Raw genomic sequence first — 22,388 nt, 5'->3', positions numbered from 1 at the left:
CCCTCCGGGACATCCGGCCCGTCCGGCCCGTCCGGTCCTTCCGCCGGATCACCGTCGGCGGGCCCCTCCGAGGCCCCCTCCGGCGACAGCAGCGAGGCGGCCGGCCCCGTGGAGGACGCGCCCGGGGAAGGAGCCCCGGGCACCGGGCCCCCGGCGCCCGCCGACGAGGCGGACGGCGCCGCCGAGCAGCCGCAGGGCCCCTTCGGGCCGGTGACGCCCGACCCCGTCTCCACCCGCACCGCCGCCGCCCGCAACGCCAGGAGCGCGGCCTACGGCGACCGTGTGCTGCGCGTCCTGCCCCTCGGGACGGGCCTCGCCCTCACCGGTCTCGGCCTCGGCTTCTTCGCCCTGCGGCTGAGGCGCCCGCGATAGGCCGCGAGGCCGCGATGGGCTCGCGATGGGCCGCGGTCCCGGCGTCTCGGGCGGCGTTAAGGCGATGAGATGCCGTACGCGATGCCGCGGAAATGACGAACTGCCCGGGAAAGCCGGGGAAAAAGGGGCGCACGGAGTGAAAAAGGGGCGCGCGTCAGAGCGCGTGGCACGGTGGATCAGGCGTGTACGGGGGCATCAACAGGGGGAAATCACATGTGCGAGAGAATGGCGGCATGGATATGCCGAGGAATGAACGGTCGCAGGAGAGCCCGCAGGTCCTGGTCGTAGGCCCGGACGGCATGGCTCTCGGCAGCGCCAGCCCCGGCGGCGGGGAGGGCGACGACGAGTCGCGCGAGGTCCCGGTGACGGAGATGGTCGAACAGCCGGCGAAGGTCATGCGCATCGGCAGCATGATCAAGCAACTGCTGGAGGAAGTGCGGGCCGCCCCTCTCGACGAGGCGAGCAGGGTCCGGCTCAAGGAGATCCACCGCAGCTCCGTCAAGGAGCTGGAGGACGGCCTGGCCCCCGAGCTGGTCGAGGAGCTGGAGCGCCTGTCGCTTCCGTTCACCGACGACACGGTGCCCACCGAGGCGGAACTGCGCATTGCGCAGGCCCAGTTGGTCGGCTGGCTGGAAGGCCTGTTCCACGGCATCCAGACCGCGCTGTTCGCCCAGCAGATGGCGGCCCGCGCCCAGCTGGAGCAGATGCGCCGGGCGCTGCCGGCCGGTGTCCTCGGTGAGGACGACGGCGAGGGCACGCAGCACGGCGGCGCGCGTTCAGGCCCCTACCTTTAAGGGCCCGAGCCCTTGAAGGCCCTTGAAGGCGCTTGAAGGCCTTTGAAGCCTTTGAAGACCGAAACTGAATAAGCGTCATTCCGCTTGTGCGTGTGCCCGGTACGTCCACTCAAGACGTACCGGGCACACGCACAAGCACACGCACCACGCGCACACACCCACGGGACCGGGCCCGGAGGCCCCGCCCGGGCTGATCAGGAGGAGGCCGGGTCGCCCGTCGAGACGGTCAGCACGAACTGGTCCGACGGCGACTTCGGGTCGAACGGGTCGCCCGCGGCCGGCACCTGGTTGAGCACCGTGCCCTTGCCCCACGTGTTCTCGGGCGACACGTCGATCCGGTACTTCCAGCCGGCGGCCTGCAGGCACGACTTCACCGAGTCGATGTACATGTACCGGAAGTCGGGGGACGACTTCTTCGACTTGTCGCTGTAGTACTCGTAGGCCTTGGTGCACTTGGACGGGTCGATGGTCTTGCTCTTGTCGCCCTCCTTGTGCTTGCTCTGCGAGCCGCCGGTGGTGCCGCCCGCGGTGGTCGTGCCGCCGCCGCTGGTGCCGCCGCCACCGCCGGTGGTCGTGCCGCCGCCCGGGGTCACGGGCGCCTGGCTCTGCGTTCCGCCGGTGGTGCCCCCGGCCTCTTCGTTCTTCTTCCCGCCGCCGCTCAGCGTGATCGCCGCGATCACGCCGATGACCGCGAGGCCCGCGACGACGGCGGAGCCGATGATGACCGGCTTGTTGCTCTTGCCGCCGCCCGACGGCGACCCGACGGAGGTCGACGGGCCGGAGGACGGGCTGACCGAGTAGGGCGGGGGCGTGCTGGGGCCCTGGGCGCCCTGGAAGGGGGCCACGGGCGTCGGGTAGCCCCCGGGGCCCTGGGCGGCCTGCTGGGCGCCCGAGGAGGGCCCGTAGCCGCCGTTGTACGGCCCGGGCGCCCCCGGGGCCTGGTAGGGCGTCTGGACGCCCCCCGGGCCCGGTGCGGGGGTCTGCTGGTCGACGGGCGGGAAGACGGCGGAGCTGACGCCCGCGCCGCTGCGCGCCGGCGGGCCGCCCGCGATGATGATCGGCGAGGGCGCGGTCTGCGCCGTGCTCGTCACCCGCGCGCACTCGTCGCGCATGGACTCGGCACTCGGGAAGCGCTCGTTCGGGTTCTTCTTCAGCGCCCGGGCGACCAGGGCGTCGACCGCCGGCGGGATCGAGCGGTTGATCGAGGAGGGAGCGACCGGCTCCTCCTGGACGTGCGCGTAGGCGATGGCCAGCGGGGAGTCCGCGTCGAACGGCAGCCGCCCGGTCAGCAGCTCGAAGAGCATGATGCCGACCGAGTACAGGTCCGAGCGGGCGTCGACGCCGCGCCCGAGCGCCTGCTCGGGGGAGAGGTACTGGGGGGTGCCGACGACCATGCCGGTCTGCGTCATCGACGTGACGCCGGACTGCATGGCGCGGGCGATGCCGAAGTCCATGACCTTGACCACGCCGCGCTTGGTCATCATCACGTTGCCGGGCTTGATGTCGCGGTGGACCAGGCCCATCTCGTGGCTGACCTCGAGCGCCGCCAGCACATCGGCGGTGATCTTCAGCGCCTTCTCGGCCGGCATGGCGCCGTACTGGTGCACGTCGGCGTCGAGGACGGAGCGCAGCGGCTGGCCCTCGACGTACTCCATGACGATGTACGGCATGGTCGACCCGTCCAGGTCGTCCTCGCCCGTATCGAATACCGAGACGATGTTGGTGTGTGTGAGCTTGGCGACGGCCTGCGCCTCGCGCCGGAACCGTTCGCGGAAGGACGCCTCGCGGCCCAGCTCCGTGTGGAGCGTCTTGATGGCGACCTGACGGTCCAGGACGGAGTCGTAGGCCAGGTGGACGGAGGCCATGCCGCCCTCGCCCAGCAGGTCGCGGAGCTGGTAGCGGCCGCCACCGACAGACCGGCCCGTGTAGCGGCCCTGCGCGCCGTCCTGGCTCATCGTTCTACTTCCCCCTTGGGCGCACTGCCTGGCATACGTTCCGGCATTCGGTTCGGCATACGGTTTGGCATGTGATTCGGCTTATGGTCCGCCGGCCCGGCGATCCGTACGGTGATCCGTGCGGCCCTGTTCCGTCGGTTCTGTCGATATATCTCGGCCAAGTCTGCCCCAGGCCGCGGGCACGTCAAGCCGCGTGCCCGTTCCGTGACGGGATGCGCGACAAGACGTCACGAGATTTGCCTTGCCCAGGCCCGTACGGGTTTGATAGCGCGTCCATCCCGGACCGGCGCGCGCCGTGGAACCTGTAGCGTGCCTTAGCGGAAGACCGTTTTCCCACCGCAGCGCCTTCCGCGCGACGCGGCCAGACACGACGGCGAGGACTGATGGCACAGACGCAGAGCGCCCAGGGTCCGTCCGACCCTGACGCCAACGAGGGCGGAATGCCCGATGTGCCGGAAATGTGGGGTAACGGGGGGCTCGTCGGGGACGGCCGTTACCGCCTCACGCACAGGCTGGGCCGCGGCGGCATGGCCGAGGTCTTCGCCGCCGAGGACGTGCGCCTGGGCCGCACGGTCGCGGTGAAGCTGCTCCGCGCCGATCTCGCCGAGGACCCGGTGTCCAAGGCCCGCTTCACCCGCGAGGCGCAGTCGGTCGCCGGGCTCAACCACCACGCGGTCGTCGCCGTTTACGACTCCGGCGAGGACACCGTCGGCCGCAACGTCGTGCCGTACATCGTCATGGAGCTGGTCGAAGGCCGCACCATCCGCGACCTGTTGCTCAACGCCGACGCCCCGCCGCCCGAGCAGGCGCTCATCATCGTCTCCGGCGTGCTGGAGGCCCTGGCCTACAGCCACCAGCACGGCATCGTGCACCGTGACATCAAGCCCGCCAACGTGATCATCACCAACAGCGGTGCGGTGAAGGTCATGGACTTCGGCATCGCCCGCGCCCTGCACGGCGCGGCCTCCACCATGACCCAGACCGGCATGGTCATGGGCACCCCCCAGTACCTCTCGCCCGAGCAGGCCCTCGGCAAGACCGTCGACGCCCGCTCGGACCTCTACGCCACCGGCTGCCTGCTGTACGAACTGCTGGCGCTGCGTCCGCCGTTCACCGGCGAGACCCCGCTCTCGGTCGTCTACCAGCACGTCCAGGACATGCCGGTGCCGCCGTCGCAGGTCCTCGGCAGCGTGCCGCCGGAGCTCGACGGCCTGGTCATGCGCTCCCTCGCCAAGGACCCGGACGACCGGTTCCAGAGCGCCGAGGAGATGCGCGGGCTGGTCCAGTACGCCCTGCAGATGCTGCACGACGCGGGCGCCCACTCCGGCGCCTGGGACACGGGCCCGATCGACCACCTGGGCGGCGCCACGCAGGTGATGGGCGCCGTCGGCGGCCCGCACACCACTGCCATGCAGCACCCGCAGCACGGCGGCGGCACCTCCCAGCAGCCGATACTGCCGCCCCGCCACGGCGACGACGGCGGCTTCGACGGCTACGGCGGCAACGGCGGCCGGAACGGCGGCAAGGGCAGGATGCTGCTCGTCGCCGCCGTCGTGGCGATCGTGCTGGTGGCGGGCGCGGTGTATGCGCTGAAGGCGTTCCAGACGAGCGGCGGCAAGACGGAGAGGAAGCCCGACAAGACCTCCGTCGGCCCGTCCACCCCCGGCCCCTCCGGCTCGCAGAGCCCCGACGCCCAGAAGTCCCCCTCCCCGGGCCACAACGGCACGACGGGCGGCACGGGGCGTCAGCGCGATTCGGACAGCGAGGACGACACCACGGACACCGACGAGGGCACCGGCCGGCAGAAGCCGTCGCACGGGACGTCCGCGCCGCCGTCCAGCGCCCCGCCCTCGACGGACCCGTCGACCCAGCCCGACCCGTCGACCAAGCCGTCCACCGGCGGCGGCGACAACAAGCCCGGCACCACCACGGGCCAGTCCGGCAGCACCGGTACGACCACGGGCACCACGACCGGGCAGTCCGGCACCGTCGGCACCACCGCCGGCCAGGGCGGCACGGGTACGACCCCGGGCACCTGATCCGGCCGGGAAGCGGCCGGGAAGCGGTAAGTACTTGAGGGCACCCGATAGCGCATCGGGTGCCCTCGGTCATGTGCGCGGGGAAGCGCCCTGCGGTGCCCCCGGCTCACTCCGTGAACGCGTCCCGCACCGCCTCGTACGAACGTGTCCACCAGACCGTCAGCGCCGCTGAAGCCGGGAAGCCGGGGTCCGCCCGGTGGTCGCCCAGCTGGTAGCGCCAGCGCAGCATCCAGAAGTCGTTCAGCCGCTCCCACCACACGCGGTGGACGGCCGCGCCCAGCTCGGCCGGGTCCGCGCCGCTCGCCCGCCGGTACGCGCGCGCGTACGGGCGTATCTTCGCGAGGTCCAGCGTGCCGTCGGGGCGCAGGAAGAAGATGACGGCCGCGCGGACGGCCTCTTCGGCGCGGGGCTGCACGCCGAGGCGGTCCCAGTCGACGATCGCGGCGGGTTCGCCGCCGCGGTAGAGCAGGTTGAGCGGGTGGAAGTCTCCGTGCACCCAGCCGGGGGCGGTGCCGTCGGCTGGGCGGCGGTGGGCGTGGCGCTCCAGCAGGGCGCGGCGCTCGATCAGCCGGTGCTCGGCGAGTTCGTCGAAGGAGTCGCGGGGCCGGCTGCCCCTGCCCCGGCGTACGAGCCCGAGGAGCTCCTCGATGAGGGCGTACGTGTCCTGGGGGTCCGCCGAGGCGTCCGCGGGCCGCCGGCCCCCTCCCAGGCCCTCACAGGCCCCTCCAGGGCCTTCTGCGGCCCCCGGCGGGCCGTCGGGGGGCTCCTCGCGGCAGACCTTGGCCAGGCAGGTGTGGACGTGGCCGAGCAGGGCGCCGAGCTTGCGCGACTGGGTGCGGGTCAGTTCGCCGCCGTCGCGGTGGCGGCCGTCGACCCACGGGTGGAGGGCGTAGCAGCGGCCGCCGAGGACGGTGACGGTCGTGCCGTCCGTGCGGGCGACGGGCGGGGCGACGGGCAGGCCGAGGGCGGCCAGGCGCAGGGTGACGCCGTGCTGGCGGGCGATGGCGGCCTGGTCGCCGTCGAGGTGGTGCTTGAGGAAGAAGTCGCCGCGGGTGGTGGTGAGGCGGTAGCCGCGGTTGAGGAGGCCCTCGGTCAGCGGGATGCAGGAGACGGGCTCGCCGGCCCGGTCGTAGCGGCGCAGCAGCGTGCGCAGGGTGCCGATGCCGGGTCCGATGTCGGGTGGGGCGGTGGGCGGGACATCGGTGACAAGTGAGCGTGGCACGTCCCAAATGTTAGATCACGCTGAGTGCGCGGCCTGTCGCGCGGGGACCCCTTCAAGGTGATGCAGGGTGATGAACTGCGGTTCGATGCACAGGTATTCGGGCCGGAAGGGTGCGGCGTCCGCCGTGCGGGGCGGCCGTCCGAAGCGCTCCAGGTCGTCCCCGGAAGGGATGAAGAGGCGTGCCGTGCCGACGAATTGCACGGTCCACACCGCCTCGTCGCCCTCGCGCCGGTCGCTCAGGTTGTCGGCGCCGTAGGCGACGACGTTGCCGTCGCAGGCCTGGGCGTAGCCGAAGTCGCCGTGGAGGCGGAGCAGGACGCTCCCGCCGGAGACGACGTGGCGGGCGACGGTGACGAAGGGGAGTGCGCGCATGCTGACCGAAAGGCGGCCGTACGGGGTGCTGCCGAGCAGTTCGAGGGCTCGGTATCGGTCGGGCGGCGCGGAGAGCATGGCACCACTGTGCACGCCCGTCTCACCCGCCTCCAGGGACACCCGCCCCTTTGGTGTGGGTCATAGGTCCTGAATCACCGGTTTACCGTAGATTTACCGCTTCTCGGCCTGCAGCCGGGCCACGTACGCCGCCGCCTGGGAGCGCCGCTCCATGCCGAGCTTGGAGAGCAGGCTGGAGACGTAGTTCTTGATCGTCTTTTCGGCCAGGTGCAGGCGCTCGCCGATCACGCGGTTGGTCAGGCCCTCGCCGATCAGGTCCAGGATCCGGCGCTCCTGGTCGGTCAGGCTCGCGAGCCGGTCGTCGCCCTTGGGGGCCTTGCCGTCGCGCAGCCGCTCCAGCACCCGCGCCGTCGCCACCGGGTCGAGCAGGGATTTCCCGGCCGCCACGTCCCGTACGGCGGCGAGCAGCTCATTGCCACGAATGGCTTTCAGTACGTAACCGGACGCGCCCGCCATGATCGCGTCGAAGAGTGCCTCGTCATCGGCGAAGGAGGTGAGCATCAGGCATTTGATGTGCTCATCCTGCGAACGGATTTCCCGGCAGACTTCGACGCCGCTGCCATCCGGAAGGCGAACGTCCAGAACTGCGACGTCCGGTCGTGTGGCCGGAATGCGCACCAGTGCGTCGGCGGCCGTACCGGCCTCCCCGACGACCTCGATGTCGGCCTCGACGGAGAGCATCTCGTGCACCCCGCGCCGGACGACCTCGTGGTCGTCGAGCAGAAATACCGTGATTTTTCCTTGTTCGGGCACAGGGCCAGTCTCACACACCGAGTCTTCCCCTGCTCTTGTCCTCCGGGATAACGTGCCGTCGTTCCGGCAGCCCGCACGGGCTGTGCTCACAAGGTCGTGACCAGGAGCGTCGCCCCGCTTTCTCGATTTACTTGGAAATCCAAGCAAAATTGCAGGTCAGGTGGGGTTTCGCAGGAATGCGGCCTTCTGGGTAACGTGCTTATTGCAGGCCTTTCGCCGGGGCGCCTGTCACGCCCGGTTCCGGCCTCGGCACACCCACCCCGTGTGCCGTCGGGGATCGAGCGAGCATTCTCCTGCCTCACGGCGGGGGAACCCCCTCTGGCCGCCGGCGACCCCGGGGGCCGGACAGACGGAGGAGCACACGTGACTGTGGACAGCACTGCCGCGCGCAAGCCGCGCCGCGGCGGCAGCAAGCGCGCCGGCGCCAAGACCGCCGCGGCGGCGGGCGCACCCGAGCTCGTACAGCTGCTGACGCCGGAGGGCGAGCGGGTCGAGCACCCCGACTACTCCATCGACCTGACCGCCGAGGAACTGCGTGGCCTGTACCGCGACATGGTGCTGACCCGCAGGTTCGACGCCGAGGCGACCACGCTGCAGCGCCAGGGCGAGCTGGGCCTGTGGGCCTCCCTGCTGGGCCAGGAGGCCGCCCAGATCGGCTCCGGCCGGGCGACCCGTCCCGACGACTACGTCTTCCCGACCTACCGCGAGCACGGCGTGGCCTGGTGCCGCGGGGTCGACCCCACCAACCTCCTCGGCATGTTCCGCGGCGTGAACAACGGCGGCTGGGACCCGAACGAGAACAACTTCCACCTCTACACGATCGTCATCGGCTCGCAGGCCCTGCACGCGACCGGCTACGCCATGGGGATCACCAAGGACGGCGCCGACTCCGCCGTCATCGCCTACTTCGGCGACGGCGCCTCCAGCCAGGGCGACGTGGCCGAGGCGTTCACCTTCGCGGCCGTCTACAACGCCCCGGTCGTCTTCTTCTGCCAGAACAACCAGTGGGCCATCTCCGAGCCCACCGAGAAGCAGACCCGCGTCCCGCTCTACCAGCGCGCGCAGGGCTACGGCTTCCCCGGCGTCCGCGTCGACGGCAACGACGTCCTCGCCTGCCTCGCCGTCACCAAGGCCGCCCTGGACCGGGCCCGCACCGGCCAGGGCCCGATGCTGATCGAGGCCTTCACGTACCGCATGGGCGCCCACACCACCTCCGACGACCCGACGCGCTACCGGCGCGACGAGGAGCGCGAGCTGTGGGAGGCCAAGGACCCGATCGCGCGCCTGCGCGCGTACCTGGAGCGCGCGGGCCACGCCGACGAGGCCTTCTTCGCCGCTCTGGAGACCGAGGCCGACGAGCTCGCCAAGCACGTGCGCGACCGCGTCCGCACCATGCCGGACCCGGACAACATGGCGATCTTCGACAACATCTACGCCGACGGCCACGCCCTCGTCGACGAGGAGCGCGCCCAGTTCGCCGCCTACCAGGCTTCGTTCGCCGAGGAGAGCCACTGATGACCGCCCAGAAGCTCTCGATCGTCAAGGCGATCAACGCCTCGCTGCGCACCGCGCTGGAGAACGACCCCAAGGTCCTCGTCATGGGCGAGGACGTCGGCAAGCTCGGCGGCGTCTTCCGCGTCACCGACGGCCTGCAGAAGGACTTCGGCGAGGACCGGGTCATCGACACCCCGCTCGCCGAGTCCGGCATCGTCGGCACCGCGATCGGCCTGGCCCTGCGCGGTTACCGCCCCGTCGTCGAGATCCAGTTCGACGGGTTCGTCTTCCCGGCGTACGACCAGATCGTCACCCAGCTGGCGAAGATGCACGCCCGCGCGCTCGGCAAGATCAAGCTGCCGGTCGTCATCCGTATCCCCTACGGCGGCGCCATCGGTGCCGTCGAGCACCACAGCGAGTCGCCCGAGACGCTGTTCGCCCATGTGGCGGGTCTGAAGGTGGTCTCCCCGTCGAACGCCTCGGACGCCTACTGGATGCTCCAGCAGGCCATCCAGAGCGACGACCCGGTGATCTACTTCGAGCCCAAGCGCCGCTACCACGACAAGGCCGAGCTGGACACGGAGGCCATCCCGGCCCCCCTGCACGCCGCCCGCGTCGCCCGCCCGGGCACGGACCTCACCCTCGCCGCCTACGGGCCGATGGTGAAGACCTGTCTGGAGGCCGCGGCCGCGGCCGAGGAGGAGGGCAAGTCCCTGGAGGTCCTGGACCTGCGCTCGATGTCGCCCGTCGACTTCGACGCGATCCAGGCGTCCGTGGAGCGCACCCGACGCCTGGTCGTCGTCCACGAGGCCCCGGTCTTCCTGGGCACCGGCGCGGAGATCGCCGCCCGGATCACGGAGCGCTGCTTCTACCACCTGGAGGCACCGGTCCTGCGGGTCGGCGGATATCACGCGCCCTACCCGCCGTCCCGGCTCGAGGACGAGTACCTTCCGGGTCTGGACCGGGTGCTCGACGCCGTCGACCGCGCGCTGGCGTACTGAGGGGTTTGAGGAGAGTCGTGACCATGACTGCAAGGACCGCGAACGACCAGCGCTTCCGCGAGTTCAAGATGCCCGACGTGGGCGAGGGGCTCACCGAGGCCGAGATCCTCAAGTGGTACGTGGCCGTCGGCGACACCGTCGCCGACGGGCAGGTGGTGTGCGAGGTCGAGACGGCCAAGGCCGCCGTGGAGCTGCCGATCCCCTTCGACGGGGTCGTGCACGAACTGCGCTTCCCCGAGGGGACGACGGTCGACGTCGGCCAGGTGATCATCTCCGTCGACACCGAGCCCGGTGCGGGGCCGGCTGCGCCGGAGCAGAGCGCACCGGCCGCGGCGCCGGCCGCCGCCGAGCCCGAGGAGACCCAGGGCCGGCAGGCCGTGCTCGTGGGTTACGGCGCGGCGCCGTCGTCCACGAAGCGCCGCGCGCGCAAGCAGCAGGCCGTTCCGGCCCAGCCTGTGGCCGCCGCCATACAGGCGGAGCTCAACGGGAGCGCGGCCGTGGCCCCCGCCCCCGCTCCGGCGGCGGAGAAGCCCGCCCCCGCCGCACCGGCGGGCGCCCGTCCCCTCGCCAAGCCCCCCGTGCGCAAGCTCGCCAAGGACCTCGGGGTCGACCTCGCCTCCGTCGTGCCGTCCGGTGCCGACGGCATCGTGACCCGCGAGGACGTCCACGCCGCCGCCTCGGCCGCGACTGCCCCGGTCGCGGAGGAGCCGGCGGCCGTCGCGGAGGTGCCCGCGGCCGGGACGGACCTCGCCGCGCGCGAGACGCGGATCCCGGTCAAGGGCGTGCGCAAGGCCACCGCCCAGGCGATGGTCGCGAGCGCCTTCACCGCGCCGCACGTCACGGAGTTCGTCACCGTCGACGTGACCCGCACGATGAAGCTCGTGCAGAAGCTCAAGGACGACCCCGACATGGCCGGGCTGCGGGTCAACCCGCTCCTGCTCGTCGCGAAGGCGTTCCTCGTCGCGATCAAGCGGAACCCGGACGTGAACGCGTCCTGGGACGAGGCCAACCAGGAGATCGTCCGCAAGGACTACGTGAACCTGGGCATCGCGGCGGCCACGCCGCGCGGGCTGATCGTGCCGAACATCAAGGACGCGGGCGCCAGGACGCTCCCCGAGCTGTCCACGGCGCTGTCCGAGCTGGTGGCGACCGCCCGCGAGGGGAAGACGAGCCCGGCGGCCATGTCCGGCGGCACGGTCACCATCACCAACGTGGGCGTCTTCGGCGTCGACACCGGCACGCCCATCCTCAACCCGGGCGAGTCGGCGATCCTGGCCGTGGGTGCGATCAAGCTGCAGCCGTGGGTGCACAAGGGCAAGGTCAAGCCGCGCCAGGTGACGACGCTGGCGCTCTCCTTCGACCACCGTCTGGTGGACGGGGAGCTGGGTTCGAAGGTGCTGGCCGACACGGCCGCCGTGCTCGAGAATCCGCAGCGGCTGATCACCTGGGGATAACGCCCCGGAGCGGTGTACCGGGCAATGACACCTGGTGCAATAACCAATAGTTGAACAAGAAACGACAAAAGGCCCGGACGCCTCCCTCCTCACCCCCCTCCAGCGAGGAGAGAGAACAGCGTCCGGGCCTCTGCCGTCATGCGGAGCGGCCTCGGGAATCCACCCAGGTCAGCGGCTGGAATAGCCCGTGCGGCGCAATTTACTTAAGATTGACCAACACTTGCAGTGTCGGAATTGGAGGACGCGTGGACGGCGCCGACCACGTGGACGGGGAATCCATCAGCCGTCTTCTCCGCGCCTGGCGGGCGCGCGTGGACGCGCGCACCGTCCCCGAGCTGCGCGGTGTCTTCCCGCGCCCCGGCCGCCGCCTCTCCCAGGCCCACGTGGCCCGGCTCACCGGCGTGAGCGAGGGCTGGTACCGCGCACTGGAGGCCGGCCGCCGGCAGGACTTCTCCGAGAATTTCCTGCTCCGGGTCGCCCGCGCACTGCGGCTGAGCGAGGCCGAGACGCTCACGCTCTTTCTCGCCGTGTGCGGCCGGCGGCCGCCCGGCGGACTCTCCCGCGAACCGGGCGGTCCGGGCGATCTGCCGCACGGCGTCAAAGCCCTGCTGGAACAGCAGGTGTCCTATCCCGCCTATCTCTCCGATGTGGCCTGGAATATCGTCGCGGCGAATTCCCTCATGGGCGAGTGGTTTCCCTGGGCGCGCCGGCCCGGCGCCAATCTCATGCGCTGGGCGCTGCTCGACCCCGAGGCCCGCGAGCAGATGCTCGACTGGGAGGACGCCTGCGCCCGTACCTACCTCGCCATGCTGCGCGTCGCCGCCAACAGCAACCCCGGCAACGCCGAACTGCGCACGCTCGTACGGGACATCCTCGACGCGGACGCCGACTGCCGGCGCATCTGGTCCGAGGAGCACGACGTCGTCGAGCACCGCGACGGCGACGTCTTCCGGCTGCAACTGCCGTTCCACGGTGGACGGGAGGTGCGGGTGACCAGTCATGTCCTGTTGCCGATACAGCGTCCTGACCTGAGGTTCGTCTTCATCACGCCCGCGGACGGCTGGACGGGGCCGTAAACCCGGACGCCCCTTGTCCGGATCGCGGACCCCCTCTTTCTGCGTATATATGTTGTATCTAAGCTGTGCTCATGCCAACCGCCCCGCCCGTGCCGCTCCAGCGGACCAAGCAGCCCCCCGCCGCCGAACGCGTCTACGCACACGTCAAGGAAGCCGTCCTGCACCGCCGTTACGAAGGCGGCACGCTGCTCACCGAGGGAGACCTGGCCGAGGCCACCGGGGTCTCGCGGACCCCCGTGCGCGAGGCGCTGCTCCGCCTGGAGGCCGAGGGGCTGATCAAGCTCTACCCGAAGAAGGGCGCCCTCGTCCTGCCCGTCTCCGCCCAGGAGATCGCGGACGTGGTCGAGACCCGGCTGCTGGTGGAGAAGTACGCGGCGGCCAAGGCCGTCCCCGCCTCCCCCCTGCTCATCGCCCGCCTGGAGGAACTGCTCGACGACATGGGCCGCCAGGCCGCCGCCGGCGACCTGGCCGCGGTCTCCGTCAGCGACCGCGCCTTCCACGCCGAGATCGTGCGCAGCGCCGGCAATCAGATCCTCTCCCGGCTCTACGACCAGCTGCGCGACCGGCAGCTGCGGATGGGCGTGGCCGTGATGCACGCCCACCCCGACCGCATCGCCAAGAACCACAGCGAACACACCGAGATCCTCGAAGCCCTGCGCGCCGGTGACGCCGAGGGCGCCGTCGCCGTCATCGACCAGCACGTCAGCTGGGTGCGCAACCTGGCCCGGGGCGAGATCCGATGAACGGGCGGGGGGACCACCGATGAGTCAGGGGGCTGCAGCGCTGCCCGGCGACCCACCCGGCGGACGGCGCGCGGTCGCCGTCTGGGGGATCGGCGTCGGGGTGTACTTCGTCGCGATCATCTTCCGCACCAGCCTCGGCGTGGCCGGGATCGACGCCGCCGAACGCTTCCACATCAACGCCTCCGCGCTGTCCACCTTCTCCATACTCCAGCTGCTCGTCTACGCGGGCATGCAGATACCCGTCGGCCTGATGATCGACCGGCTGGGCACCAAGAAGGTGCTGGCCCTCGGCGCCGTGCTGTTCACCGCCGGGCAGCTCGCCTTCGCCCTCTCCCACTCCTACGGGACGGCCCTGGCCAGCCGGGCCCTGCTCGGCTGCGGCGACGCGATGACGTTCATCAGCGTGCTGCGCCTGGGCGCCCGCTGGTTCCCCGCCCGCCGCGGCCCGCTGATCGCGCAGGTCGCGGCGCTCTTCGGCATGGCGGGCAACCTCGTCTCCACGATGCTCCTGGCCCGGCTGCTGCACTCGGCCGGCTGGACCGCCACCTTCGGCGGCAGCGCGGCCGCCGGCGTGCTCGCCCTCGTCCTGATGCTGCTGTTCCTGAAGGACCACCCGGAGGGCCACGAGCCGCCGGTGACCGCACCCGCCGGCGGCAAGGGCTTCGTCCGCCGGCAGATCGCCCGGGCCTGGCGCGAGCCCGGCACCCGGCTCGGCATGTGGGTGCACTTCACGACGCAGTTCCCCGCGATGGTCTTCCTGCTGCTGTGGGGCATGCCCTTCCTCGTCGAGGAGGAGGGCCTGTCCCGGGAGACCGCGGGGCTGCTGCTGACCCTGGTCGTGCTCTCCAGCATGGCCGTGGGCCTGGTCTACGGGCAGATCATCGCCCGCCACCACGCGGCCCGGCTGCCGCTCGCGCTCGGCACGGTCGCCGCGACCGCGCTGGTGTGGGCGGCGGTGGCCGGCTGGCCCGGCGCGCACGCGCCCATGTGGCTGCTGGTGACCGAGTGCCTCGTGCTCGGCGCGTGCGGCCCCGCCTCGATGATCGGCTTCGACTTCGCCCGCCCCGCCAACCCGCCCGAGCGCCAGGGCACCGCCTCCGGCATCGTCAACATGGGCGGCTTCATCGCCTCCATGACGACGCTCCTGGCCGTGGGCGTGCTGCTCGACGCGACCGGGGACGACTACCGGGTCGCCTTCGCCTCCGTCTTCGTCCTGGAAGCGCTGGGGCTGTCGCAGATCCTGCGGCTGCGCACCCGGGCGCAGCAGCGCGAACGCGAGCGGATCGTGGCGTCGAGAGTGGAGACGGTGCACGTACCGGCGTGAGCGGGCGGCCGGACCGGAGCCGGCCGCGCCCCCGCCTAGGGAGTGATCGCGAACTCGCGGAGGACGGCCTCCGCGAGCTCCGCGTCCCCCTCCACCTTGATCCGCCCCGCCGCCGCCTCCGGATGCACCCGGCCGCACGCCAGCCGGGCGTACGTCTCCCAGTCCATCCCGAACGTGACCGTCGGGCCCAGCGACACACTGCTGTCGATCTTCCCCCGGCCCTGTGCGTCGACGCGCACGGTCCGCAAGAACTCCAGCGGACCGTGCACGTCGAAGACGACCGCGGATCCCGGCGGCGCGCCCGCATCCTTGGCCACGACCTTCGGCAGGGCGCCCAGCAGGAAGTCACGGCAGATGACGGCCGCGGGCGAGTCGAGGTTGCCCGGCGCGCCGAGGGCGCGCCGCAGGTCCTGCTCGTGCGTCCATACGTCGAAGGCCCGTACCACCAGGGCGCGTTCGAGGGGCTGTTCGTTGCCGGAGCCGAGCGGCCAGCGGATCGCCGTCTGCGGCCCGCGCGATTCGTTGCGCAGCTGCCGGGAGCGGCGGATGACGACGAGCTCCAGCTCGGAGGTCATCTCCAGGGCCGTGTGGCAGCGCCGCACGTCGACCTGCACCTCGTTGTAGCGGGAGAACTCGTCGGTGACGTGGAAGAGGTCGCGCGGCAGCGTGTGCATCGGCCGCGGCTCGCCCAGCATCTCGGTCTCCACGCCGATGACGTGCGAGACGACGTCGCGCACCGACCAACCTGGGCACTCGGTGGCCCGGTTCCAGTCGCTCTCGGCCAGCGTGGTGACCAGGTCGTTGATGGCTTCGATGGAGTGGGTCCAGGCGTCGATGGCCGGCTGAAGATTCGGGTGGACGGTCACGTGATCCCTCGGGCGTGCTGGGCAGCGGGTGCGGGGCAAGTGCTGTCTGGGTGCTCTGCAGTTAAGTTACGCTGCGCACGGGCGACCCGGCAGAGGTTTCGTGTGCTGAGAGTGGTGGGTACTGTGCGCGCTTCCCTGATTCAGATAAACGTCGATCCGCAGGAGCCGGCCGCCGAGCGGCGCGCCCGCGCCGCCGCGCTCGTGCACGAGCAGGCCGGCAGCGATCTCGTCGTCCTGCCGGAGCTGTGGCACGTGGGGGCGTTCGCCTTCGAGTCGTTCGCTGCCGCGGCAGAACCGTTGGACGGCCCAACGGCCCGCGCGATGTCCGCCGCGGCGCGCGACGCGGGGGTCTGGCTGCACGCCGGCTCCATCGTCGAGGAGGCCCCCGGCGGCGCGCTGTGCAACACCTCCCTCGTCTTCTCGCCCTCCGGCGAACTCGTCCGCACGTACCGGAAGATCCACCGCTTCGGCTTCGACAAGGGCGAGGCCGTCCTGATGACCGCCGGCACGGAGCCCGTCACCCTCCCCCTTCCCGACACCACGCTCGGCCTGGCCACCTGTTACGACCTGCGCTTCCCCGAGCTGTTCCGGGCCCTGGTCGACGCCGGGGCGCAGACCTTCGTCGTCCCGGCCGGCTGGCCCGCCAAGCGGCGCGGCCACTGGACGCTGCTGGCCCGCGCACGCGCGGTCGAGAACCTGTCCTACGTCCTCGCCTGCGGCACGGCGGGCACCCACGCGGGCGTCGAGCAGGCCGGCCACAGCGTCGTCTTCGACCCCTGGGGCGAGACCGTCGCGGAGGCGGGCCCCGGAGAGGAGGTCCTCACCGTGGACCTCGACCCGGCGAGGGTCACGAAGGTCCGCGAGGAGTTCCCGGCGCTGAAGGACCGGGTGCTGGGGCGCTAACGGGCGGCGACCTCCCTGTTGTGCTTGTCCACCCATTCCCAGGTGGGGCTGAGCAGGCCGTCCCGGGTGTACTGCACACCCGTTTGCCCCCGAAGGAATGCCCGGTACTCCTTGCTGTGTGCGTGCATGGTGCGCTCCAGTTCGTCGTCTCCTGCCGTTCCGACGAGATGAGCGGCACCGGTCCCCTGGAGCCGGCGCGTGCAGTGGATGAGCGCCCGCCGGGGCGCGGACGTTCCAGCGATCCGCTCGGCTCGGACGGCCAGAGCCTCCTCCAACGCGGCGAGCACGAAACCAGGCTGGATGTCCTTGGCGACACGCCAGGCGAGCACGGCGCGGGAGGGCAGGTCGACGACAAAGATGGTGTAGATCGCTTCGGATGACGTCCCGCCACGACGTGCGTCGATGAGGGTGTAATCGATGGCCAGCGTCCCGGCCGCGCCGGTACGGTGAGGCCCCGCCGCTGCTCCGTGTCCACGAGGTGAGGCGTCGGCAGCCTTGCCGGCGTAATAGGTGGACGGGGCGATCTCCAGCGTTCTGCAGATCGGCTCGACCCCGAACTCCTGTCGGTGGATGTCGATGAACTCGATCAGCGAACGGATCGCGGGTCGGGCTCCCGCATGAAGAAACCCGCTGCCTCCTTGAGGATTCTGTTGGCCCGCATCAGTTCGTTGATGCCCTTCTCCAGCTCGGCGATGCGCTTGGCGTCATCGGTCGACCTGCCCGGGCGGATCCTCGTGTCGATCTCGGCTTGACGGACCCACGCTCTCAGTGTTTCCCGGCCGATGCCGAGGTCTTGGGCGACCTGCGAAACCGAACCGTACGACGTGCCGTTGCGTTCGCGTGTCGTCCGGACCATGCGCACGGCAAGCTGGCGCAGATCGTCCCGGTACTTCCTCTGGGCAGGCATGGGCAACCCCAGTTCCAAGCTTGATGGCCTACGGGAGGCGGCATTTACAGGCTTCACGCCCTCCAGGGAATGGAGTTTCCCCTGCTTGGTGGCGTGGCTACCAGGCTGGCGAGCACTGGCGAACCCTGGCGAATCCCGGATGAGCCATGAGGGGCGCACAGCGCTGCAATAGCGTTCCCGCGCGGAAGCCGATCGAGGACCGCAGCATGCGCCGCCACCGTGCCCACCTTTACCGGAATTCCGCACGGAGGTGATGCATGGCCGGTGTTCGACAGCTCCTGCGCGCAATGCGAGAAGCCCCAGCCAGGGTGCTTCTCGCTGGTGGCTCGTTTCTGGCCAATGCGGCTCGACTTGCCCTCGAGCTGGTCAGAGACGGCAGCGGATCCTGACTGGGGGTCCCGTCGAAAGATCCGGGGGGTCGCTGTCGTGCGGCCCCTCGGGCCTCCCCTGGAGGCGCCCTCCAGGCGTGACCACCTTAAGTGGTCGGGGCAGCCCGCGTCAGGCATCTGTGATCGGGCACCGGGCCTTCCGCTGCCGACCTGCGAGGACACATTTGTCATTCTCGATTTGGGAGAATAGACAACAGAGCACCAAAGCCTTCGCCACACTGACTGTGTGCACCAAGACGCGATCTGTGATCTGTACCTCCGCCTGTCCTTGGACCGGGATGGCAAGACCGCAATCGAACGGCAGGAAGCCGACTGCCGTGCCTGGGCCGAACGCAGCAGACTGACTGTCCGTAAGGTCCACGTCGACAGGGGGCGTTCCGGCTATAAGGCTGTTGAGCGCAAGGGTTTCGACGCCGCGTTGGCGGCAGTCACGGCCGGCGTCGTCGGCACACTGATCGTCTGGAAGCTGGACCGCCTGTCCCGCAAGGGCATGGGCCAGGTGGGCGAGGTGCTGGATGACATGGAGAAGGCCGGCGGCCGTCTCGTCTCGGTCGTGGACGGTCTCGACACCTCGAATGAATCGGCGCGCATGGCTGTGGCCATGCTCGCCGAGCTCGCCCGGTCCGAGTCCGAGAACCTCGGCACGCGCGTGAGCCATGCCAAGCGCCACCTGCGGAGCAGGGGCCAGTGGATCGGTGGACAGCCTCCGTACGGCCTGCTCGTCGACCCGAGCACCAAGAAGCTCATCCACGACCCGGAGCATGCGGTCTACGCCCGCCTGATCGCGGATGAAGCGCTCGCCGGGACATCGTTGGTCAAGATCGCCCGGCTCCTCAACGAGTACGGGATCCTGTCGCCCAGGGGCGGACAGTGGAACGCGGCCAGCGTCATGCAGCTCCTGCGCTCCCCGGCGTTCGCCGGCCTGATGCCGGAATCCGAGACCGTCGGGACGGATGACGGCGAGCTGAAGTACACGGGCAGGGTCTTCCCGTACCGCGACCCCGAGACGCTGGACACCGTCGAGATCGGTGAGGGGATCATCACGGCCGGAGAGCGTGCACAGATCATCCGCATGCTGGAATCCAGAACGTTCGTCCATGCGGGAAAGCGACGGCCGAAGCCCGAGGGGACGGCACTGCTCACAGGGCTCGTCCATTGCGCGGTTCCCGGCTGCGGTCGCCGGATGCACCGCGTGGGCGGCAGCTATCAGTGCATGGCTCGCCGTGCGGGCAACCAGTGCATCGGAGCGTCGGCACTGGCCGAGGCGGTTGACCACTACGTGACGGAACAGTTCCTCACCAAGCTTCCGGCGCTCGAACCGGACGATCCGCTCCTTGGCGCGATCGCAGATCGCTGGGCGCACCGAGTTGACCCGGCGACCTTTGCGAAATGTGATGCGCTTGCTTCCGAGATCCAGGATGAGGAAGCCCGATTGGCCGACCTGGAGGACGCGCGCTATTTACGCGGCGAGTTCGGTGACGCCGCTGCCGTGGAACGCTACAACCGGCTTTCAGAGCGTTTGAGGCGGCGCATCGAGGGACTCGGTGCCGACCTCCGCAAGCTCCCCGTGCCGTCCGTGGACGTGTCAGCCATGCTCGACGCCGTCACCTTGCGGGAGGCGTGGGCGGACGGAACGAACGAAGACCGGCGCGATCGGTTGTCGCTCGCCGTAGACCGGGTTGAAGTGAGCAAGGGAGTACGTGGGCAGCGGATCATCCCCGAGCAACGCATCCGGATCGAGTGGGCAAAGCCGGCGGTTCGTGCGGGCGTGATCCGGCGTTTACGGGCTGATGGCAAGCTTGAAGCATGAACGATGCCGCCCCGGCGCCCGCCACCCCCGCGCCCACGCCCCGCCGACGTGCCCGTGTTCGTGCCCCCGAGCTGATCGGCAAGGGTGGCTGGCTGAACACCGGAGGCAAGGAACTCACCCTCGCTGACCTGCGAGGTAAGTGCGTTATCGTCGATTTTTGGACGTTCTGCTGTGTGAACTGCCTGCACGTCCTGGACGAGCTGCGCGAGCTGGAGGAGAAGCACCGCGACACCGTGGTGATCATCGGTGTGCACTCGCCGAAGTTCGTGCACGAGGCCGAGCACCAGGCCGTCGTCGACGCCGTCGAGCGCTACGAGGTCCACCACCCCGTCCTCGACGATCCCGAGCTGGCCACGTGGAAGCAGTACGCCGTGCGCGCCTGGCCCACGCTCGTCGTGATCGACCCCGAGGGCTACGTCGTCGCCCAGCACGCGGGCGAGGGACACGCGCACGCGCTGGAGAAGCTCGTCGAGGAGCTGGAGGCCGAGCACGCGGCCAAGGGGACGCTGCGCCGCGGCGACGGGCCGTACGTCGCCCCCGAGCCCGTCGCGACCGACCTGCGCTTCCCCGGCAAGGCAGTCGTGCTGCCCGACGGCGGGTTCCTCGTCTCCGACTCCACGCGCCACCAGCTGGTCGAGCTGGCCGCCGACGGCGAGACGGTCGTCCGGCGCATCGGCAGCGGCGAGCGCGGCTTCGGTGCCGACGCCTTCAGCGAGCCGCAGGGCCTCGCGCTCCTGCCGGGCGGGGAGACGGTCGTCGTCGCCGACACCGTCAACCACGCCCTGCGGACGTACGACCTGCGGACGGGCGCCGTCGGGACCATCGCCGGCACCGGGCGGCAGTGGATGCAGGGACAGCCCACCTCCGGCCCCGCCCGCGAGGTCTCCCTGTCCTCCCCGTGGGACGTCGCCTGGTTCGCCGACCGGCTGTGGATCGCCATGGCCGGCGTGCACCAGCTGTGGACGTACGACCCGCAGACCGGGACCGTCGAGGTCGCGGCCGGCACGACCAACGAGGGGCTCGTCGACGGGCCCGCGCGCGAGGCCTGGTTCGCCCAGCCGTCCGGGCTCGCCGCGGCCGGGGACCGCCTGTGGGTCGCCGACTCCGAGACGTCCGCGCTGCGGTACGTCGAGCGCGACGGGGACGGCTTCGCCGTCCGGACCGCCGTCGGCACCGGTCTCTTCGACTTCGGCCACCGCGACGGGGACGCCGCACAGGCGCTCTTCCAGCACCCCCTCGGCGTCACCGCCCTGCCGGACGGCTCCGTGGCCGTCTCCGACTCGTACAACCACGCCCTGCGCCGCTACGACCCCGCCACCGGCGAGGTCACCACCCTCGCGACCGACCTGCGGGAGCCCTCCGCCGCGGTCCTCGCCGGCGACGACATCGTCGTCGTCGAGTCCGCCCGGCACCGGCTCACCCGGCTGCGTCTGCCCGAGGAGGCCGTGCGGGTCGAGTCCGTGGCCCACCGCACGCAGCGCGCCGCCACGGACGTCGCCCCCGGGCGGCTGCGGCTGGACGTCGTCTTCCAGGCCCCGGCCGGCCAGAAGCTCGACACGCGCTACGGGCCCTCCACGCGCCTGCTCGTCAGCTCCACGCCGCCGGAGCTCCTCGCCGAGGGCTCGGGACAGGGCACGGACCTCGGCCGGGACCTGGTGCTGGGGGAGACCGTGACGGAAGGCGTGCTGCACGTCTCCGCGATGGCGGCGTCCTGCGACGACGACCCGGAGAACGAGTACCCGGCGTGCCACATGCACCAGCAGGACTGGGGCGTCCCGGTGCGGGTCACCGCGGGCGGCGCGGACCGGCTGCCGCTGGTGCTGGCGGGCCTGGACGGCTGACGGCGGCCGTCTGCTGCAGACGGCGGTCATCTTCTCTATAAGAGGTGCGGATCACCGCGTGAAGCGGTGGTCCTCCTCGACCTCGACCACGGGCGCGGCCGGGCGCGGCGGCTGCGTCTGGCGGCGCTTGTAGATGCTCACGTACGCGCACGTGCCGATGATCCCCACCGCCATCAGGATCAGCCCCACCAAGGGGACGTTCATCCCGTCGACGCGCCAGTCCACCGCGAAGGTGAGGACCGCTCCGATCCCGATCAGACCGATGCACCATCCCATGCCCATGGCTGAAGCCTCCGAATCGATTGGCCGTTCCGGTGCCGGCACGCATGCGCCTACCCCGCACCGGAACGGCCAATCGGCCGGAGCCCTCAGCCCTTGAGCGCGGCGGCCTCGCCGTCCACCCAGTACGTGGCGCGGGCCTGGTCGTCGACGTGCAGCGAACCGCCCGGCAGGGCGGGCGCCGCCGGGTCGCCCGGCAGCGGGTCGCCGCCCGCCGTCTGGAAGGTCACCGACAGCTTCTTGACGTCGCGTCCGGGACCGCCCGAACCGTCCGCCGCAGTGGGCGTGACGCCCGCGTACGCCGCCTTCCCGGGCGCGACCTTCACCGGCGCCTTCGGCTTGGACTCCTCCCCGACGCCCGCCGTCGCCTGGTCCTGGTCGAAGCGCAGGAACGGGAAGCCGTAAGCGGTGCAGGGCTTTCCGCCGGTGTTCGCCGCCACCAGCAGGAGGCGGCCGCCCGGTGCCTTGCGGGCCTCGACCGTCAGGTCGCCGGGGCCGCAGGCGTCGCCCTTGTCCTGTGGCTTGCTGTCGTCCGCGGAGGGCGCCCCGGCGGCGTCGCCGGACGGGCTCGCCGCCGGCTTGCCGCCCTTGCCGTTGCCCTTGCCGCCGCCCTTGCCGTCGTCCGCGCCGCCGTCACTGCCACAGGCCGTGAGCCCGAGGGCGGCGGTGATGGTGAGCGCCGCGCCCGCGAGGCGCAGCGCACGTCCGTGCCGCAC

Annotated in this window: 20 protein-coding genes, 1 pseudogene and 1 other annotated feature; of the genes and pseudogenes, 12 read left to right on the top strand and 9 right to left on the bottom strand. The window is 71.1% G+C overall.

The genetic code is table 11. The annotated features are described in order from the left end of the window. Positions 1-372: pseudogene (locus V7793_RS08585) on the top strand (hypothetical protein); the annotation flags it as partial. 233 nt (positions 373-605) lie between these two features. Then, positions 606-1,166, top strand: a complete 561-nt coding sequence (locus tag V7793_RS08580; RefSeq protein WP_336003859.1) for a bacterial proteasome activator family protein — start codon at positions 606-608, stop codon at positions 1,164-1,166. 194 nt (positions 1,167-1,360) lie between these two features. Here the strand turns inward: V7793_RS08580 and V7793_RS08575 are convergent, their stop codons facing one another. Beyond that, positions 1,361-3,121, bottom strand: a complete 1,761-nt coding sequence (locus tag V7793_RS08575; protein ID WP_336003856.1) for a protein kinase domain-containing protein — start codon at positions 3,119-3,121, stop codon at positions 1,361-1,363. Between the two features lie 383 nt (positions 3,122-3,504). Here V7793_RS08575 and V7793_RS08570 point away from each other — a divergent pair, with 383 nt between their 5' ends. Then, entirely contained in the window at positions 3,505-5,160 is a 1,656-nt protein-coding gene (locus V7793_RS08570) for a protein kinase domain-containing protein (RefSeq protein WP_336003853.1), read from the top strand. 106 nt (positions 5,161-5,266) lie between these two features. Here the strand turns inward: V7793_RS08570 and V7793_RS08565 are convergent, their stop codons facing one another. From V7793_RS08565 to V7793_RS08555, 3 genes are all read right to left on the bottom strand, one after another. Next, on the bottom strand, positions 5,267-6,382 hold the full coding sequence (locus V7793_RS08565) for a phosphotransferase (RefSeq protein WP_443057867.1): 1,116 nt from the start codon (positions 6,380-6,382) through the stop codon (positions 5,267-5,269). Between the two features lie 15 nt (positions 6,383-6,397). Further along, positions 6,398-6,832 carry a pyridoxamine 5'-phosphate oxidase family protein gene (locus V7793_RS08560; RefSeq protein WP_168091715.1) on the bottom strand — a complete coding sequence of 145 codons (435 nt, stop codon included), beginning with the start codon at positions 6,830-6,832 and terminating at the stop codon, positions 6,398-6,400. Positions 6,833-6,925: 93 nt separating this feature from the next. Beyond that, positions 6,926-7,585, bottom strand: a complete 660-nt coding sequence (locus V7793_RS08555) for a response regulator (protein WP_058047412.1) — start codon at positions 7,583-7,585, stop codon at positions 6,926-6,928. Between the two features lie 363 nt (positions 7,586-7,948). Here V7793_RS08555 and pdhA point away from each other — a divergent pair, with 363 nt between their 5' ends. The 6 genes from pdhA to V7793_RS08525 all read left to right on the top strand — a co-directional run bounded on the left by pdhA (position 7,949) and on the right by V7793_RS08525 (position 14,677). Next, on the top strand, positions 7,949-9,100 hold the full coding sequence (pdhA, locus tag V7793_RS08550) for a pyruvate dehydrogenase (acetyl-transferring) E1 component subunit alpha (RefSeq protein ID WP_336003850.1): 1,152 nt from the start codon (positions 7,949-7,951) through the stop codon (positions 9,098-9,100). Then, positions 9,100-10,080 carry an alpha-ketoacid dehydrogenase subunit beta gene (locus V7793_RS08545; RefSeq protein ID WP_336003847.1) on the top strand — a complete coding sequence of 327 codons (981 nt, stop codon included), beginning with the start codon at positions 9,100-9,102 and terminating at the stop codon, positions 10,078-10,080. Before pdhA ends, V7793_RS08545 begins: the two co-directional genes overlap by 1 nt. Before the next feature lie 23 nt (positions 10,081-10,103). Beyond that, positions 10,104-11,534 carry a dihydrolipoamide acetyltransferase family protein gene (locus tag V7793_RS08540; RefSeq protein ID WP_336003845.1) on the top strand — a complete coding sequence of 477 codons (1,431 nt, stop codon included), beginning with the start codon at positions 10,104-10,106 and terminating at the stop codon, positions 11,532-11,534. A 245-nt stretch (positions 11,535-11,779) separates the two neighbouring features. Then, positions 11,780-12,610, top strand: a complete 831-nt coding sequence (locus V7793_RS08535) for a helix-turn-helix transcriptional regulator (protein ID WP_336003843.1) — start codon at positions 11,780-11,782, stop codon at positions 12,608-12,610. A gap of 71 nt (positions 12,611-12,681) precedes the next feature. Continuing rightward, positions 12,682-13,353, top strand: coding sequence for a GntR family transcriptional regulator (locus V7793_RS08530; RefSeq protein ID WP_336003841.1), 672 nt, complete (start codon positions 12,682-12,684; stop codon positions 13,351-13,353). A 19-nt stretch (positions 13,354-13,372) separates the two neighbouring features. After that, entirely contained in the window at positions 13,373-14,677 is a 1,305-nt protein-coding gene (locus V7793_RS08525; RefSeq protein ID WP_336003837.1) for an MFS transporter, read from the top strand. Positions 14,678-14,712: 35 nt separating this feature from the next. Here the strand turns inward: V7793_RS08525 and V7793_RS08520 are convergent, their stop codons facing one another. Beyond that, complete coding sequence (locus tag V7793_RS08520) at positions 14,713-15,543, bottom strand: maleylpyruvate isomerase family mycothiol-dependent enzyme (RefSeq protein ID WP_336003835.1); 831 nt, start codon at positions 15,541-15,543, stop codon at positions 14,713-14,715. Positions 15,544-15,666: 123 nt separating this feature from the next. Here V7793_RS08520 and V7793_RS08515 point away from each other — a divergent pair, with 123 nt between their 5' ends. After that, positions 15,667-16,446, top strand: a complete 780-nt coding sequence (locus V7793_RS08515; protein ID WP_336003832.1) for a carbon-nitrogen family hydrolase — start codon at positions 15,667-15,669, stop codon at positions 16,444-16,446. On the opposite strand, the gene V7793_RS08510 is transcribed toward V7793_RS08515, so the two are convergent. Together V7793_RS08510 and V7793_RS08505 are read right to left on the bottom strand one after the other, a co-directional pair. Next, positions 16,443-16,775 (bottom strand): hypothetical protein, encoded by a 333-nt coding sequence (locus tag V7793_RS08510; RefSeq protein ID WP_336003829.1) that lies wholly within the window; start codon positions 16,773-16,775, stop codon positions 16,443-16,445. The two genes, V7793_RS08515 and V7793_RS08510, sit on opposite strands and share 4 nt — an antisense overlap. A gap of 186 nt (positions 16,776-16,961) precedes the next feature. Further along, positions 16,962-17,078, bottom strand: a sequence feature (AL1L pseudoknot). Then, a complete protein-coding gene (locus V7793_RS08505; RefSeq protein WP_336003826.1) occupies positions 17,033-17,353 on the bottom strand; it encodes a transposase in 321 nt (106 codons plus the stop codon). It overlaps the preceding feature by 46 nt. A 615-nt stretch (positions 17,354-17,968) precedes the next feature. Between V7793_RS08505 and V7793_RS08500 the strand changes: the two genes are divergently transcribed. Continuing rightward, positions 17,969-19,552: a recombinase family protein gene (locus tag V7793_RS08500; protein ID WP_336003825.1), complete on the top strand. Its 1,584-nt coding sequence runs from the start codon at positions 17,969-17,971 to the stop codon at positions 19,550-19,552. Next, positions 19,549-21,393 carry an NHL domain-containing thioredoxin family protein gene (locus V7793_RS08495; RefSeq protein WP_336003824.1) on the top strand — a complete coding sequence of 615 codons (1,845 nt, stop codon included), beginning with the start codon at positions 19,549-19,551 and terminating at the stop codon, positions 21,391-21,393. Before V7793_RS08500 ends, V7793_RS08495 begins: the two co-directional genes overlap by 4 nt. A 51-nt stretch (positions 21,394-21,444) precedes the next feature. Here V7793_RS08495 and V7793_RS08490 read toward each other — a convergent pair whose 3' ends face one another. Both V7793_RS08490 and V7793_RS08485 read right to left on the bottom strand, forming a co-directional pair. Continuing rightward, positions 21,445-21,675 carry a hypothetical protein gene (locus V7793_RS08490; RefSeq protein ID WP_336003823.1) on the bottom strand — a complete coding sequence of 77 codons (231 nt, stop codon included), beginning with the start codon at positions 21,673-21,675 and terminating at the stop codon, positions 21,445-21,447. A gap of 86 nt (positions 21,676-21,761) precedes the next feature. Beyond that, on the bottom strand, positions 21,762-22,388 hold the full coding sequence (locus V7793_RS08485; RefSeq protein ID WP_336003821.1) for a DUF4232 domain-containing protein: 627 nt from the start codon (positions 22,386-22,388) through the stop codon (positions 21,762-21,764).

The organism is Streptomyces sp. KLMMK (genome assembly GCF_036961605.1).
GTDB lineage: Bacteria > Actinomycetota > Actinomycetes > Streptomycetales > Streptomycetaceae > Streptomyces > Streptomyces telluris.
This window is presented reverse-complemented; position numbering and strand designations above follow the sequence as displayed.

Bases quoted from the DNA above. Each gene is read 5' to 3' on its own strand.
- V7793_RS08580 (WP_336003859.1), top strand. From the start codon at position 606: ATGGATATGCCGAGGAATGAACGGTCGCAGGAGAGCCCGCAGGTCCTG.
- V7793_RS08575 (WP_336003856.1), bottom strand. From the start codon at position 3,121: ATGAGCCAGGACGGCGCGCAGGGCCGCTACACGGGCCGGTCTGTCGGT.
- V7793_RS08570 (WP_336003853.1), top strand. From the start codon at position 3,505: ATGGCACAGACGCAGAGCGCCCAGGGTCCGTCCGACCCTGACGCCAAC.
- V7793_RS08560 (WP_168091715.1), bottom strand. From the start codon at position 6,832: ATGCTCTCCGCGCCGCCCGACCGATACCGAGCCCTCGAACTGCTCGGC.
- V7793_RS08545 (WP_336003847.1), top strand. From the start codon at position 9,100: ATGACCGCCCAGAAGCTCTCGATCGTCAAGGCGATCAACGCCTCGCTG.
- V7793_RS08540 (WP_336003845.1), top strand. From the start codon at position 10,104: ATGACTGCAAGGACCGCGAACGACCAGCGCTTCCGCGAGTTCAAGATG.
- V7793_RS08530 (WP_336003841.1), top strand. From the start codon at position 12,682: ATGCCAACCGCCCCGCCCGTGCCGCTCCAGCGGACCAAGCAGCCCCCC.
- V7793_RS08525 (WP_336003837.1), top strand. From the start codon at position 13,373: ATGAGTCAGGGGGCTGCAGCGCTGCCCGGCGACCCACCCGGCGGACGG.
- V7793_RS08505 (WP_336003826.1), bottom strand. From the start codon at position 17,353: ATGCCTGCCCAGAGGAAGTACCGGGACGATCTGCGCCAGCTTGCCGTG.
- V7793_RS08495 (WP_336003824.1), top strand. From the start codon at position 19,549: ATGAACGATGCCGCCCCGGCGCCCGCCACCCCCGCGCCCACGCCCCGC.
- V7793_RS08490 (WP_336003823.1), bottom strand. From the start codon at position 21,675: ATGGGCATGGGATGGTGCATCGGTCTGATCGGGATCGGAGCGGTCCTC.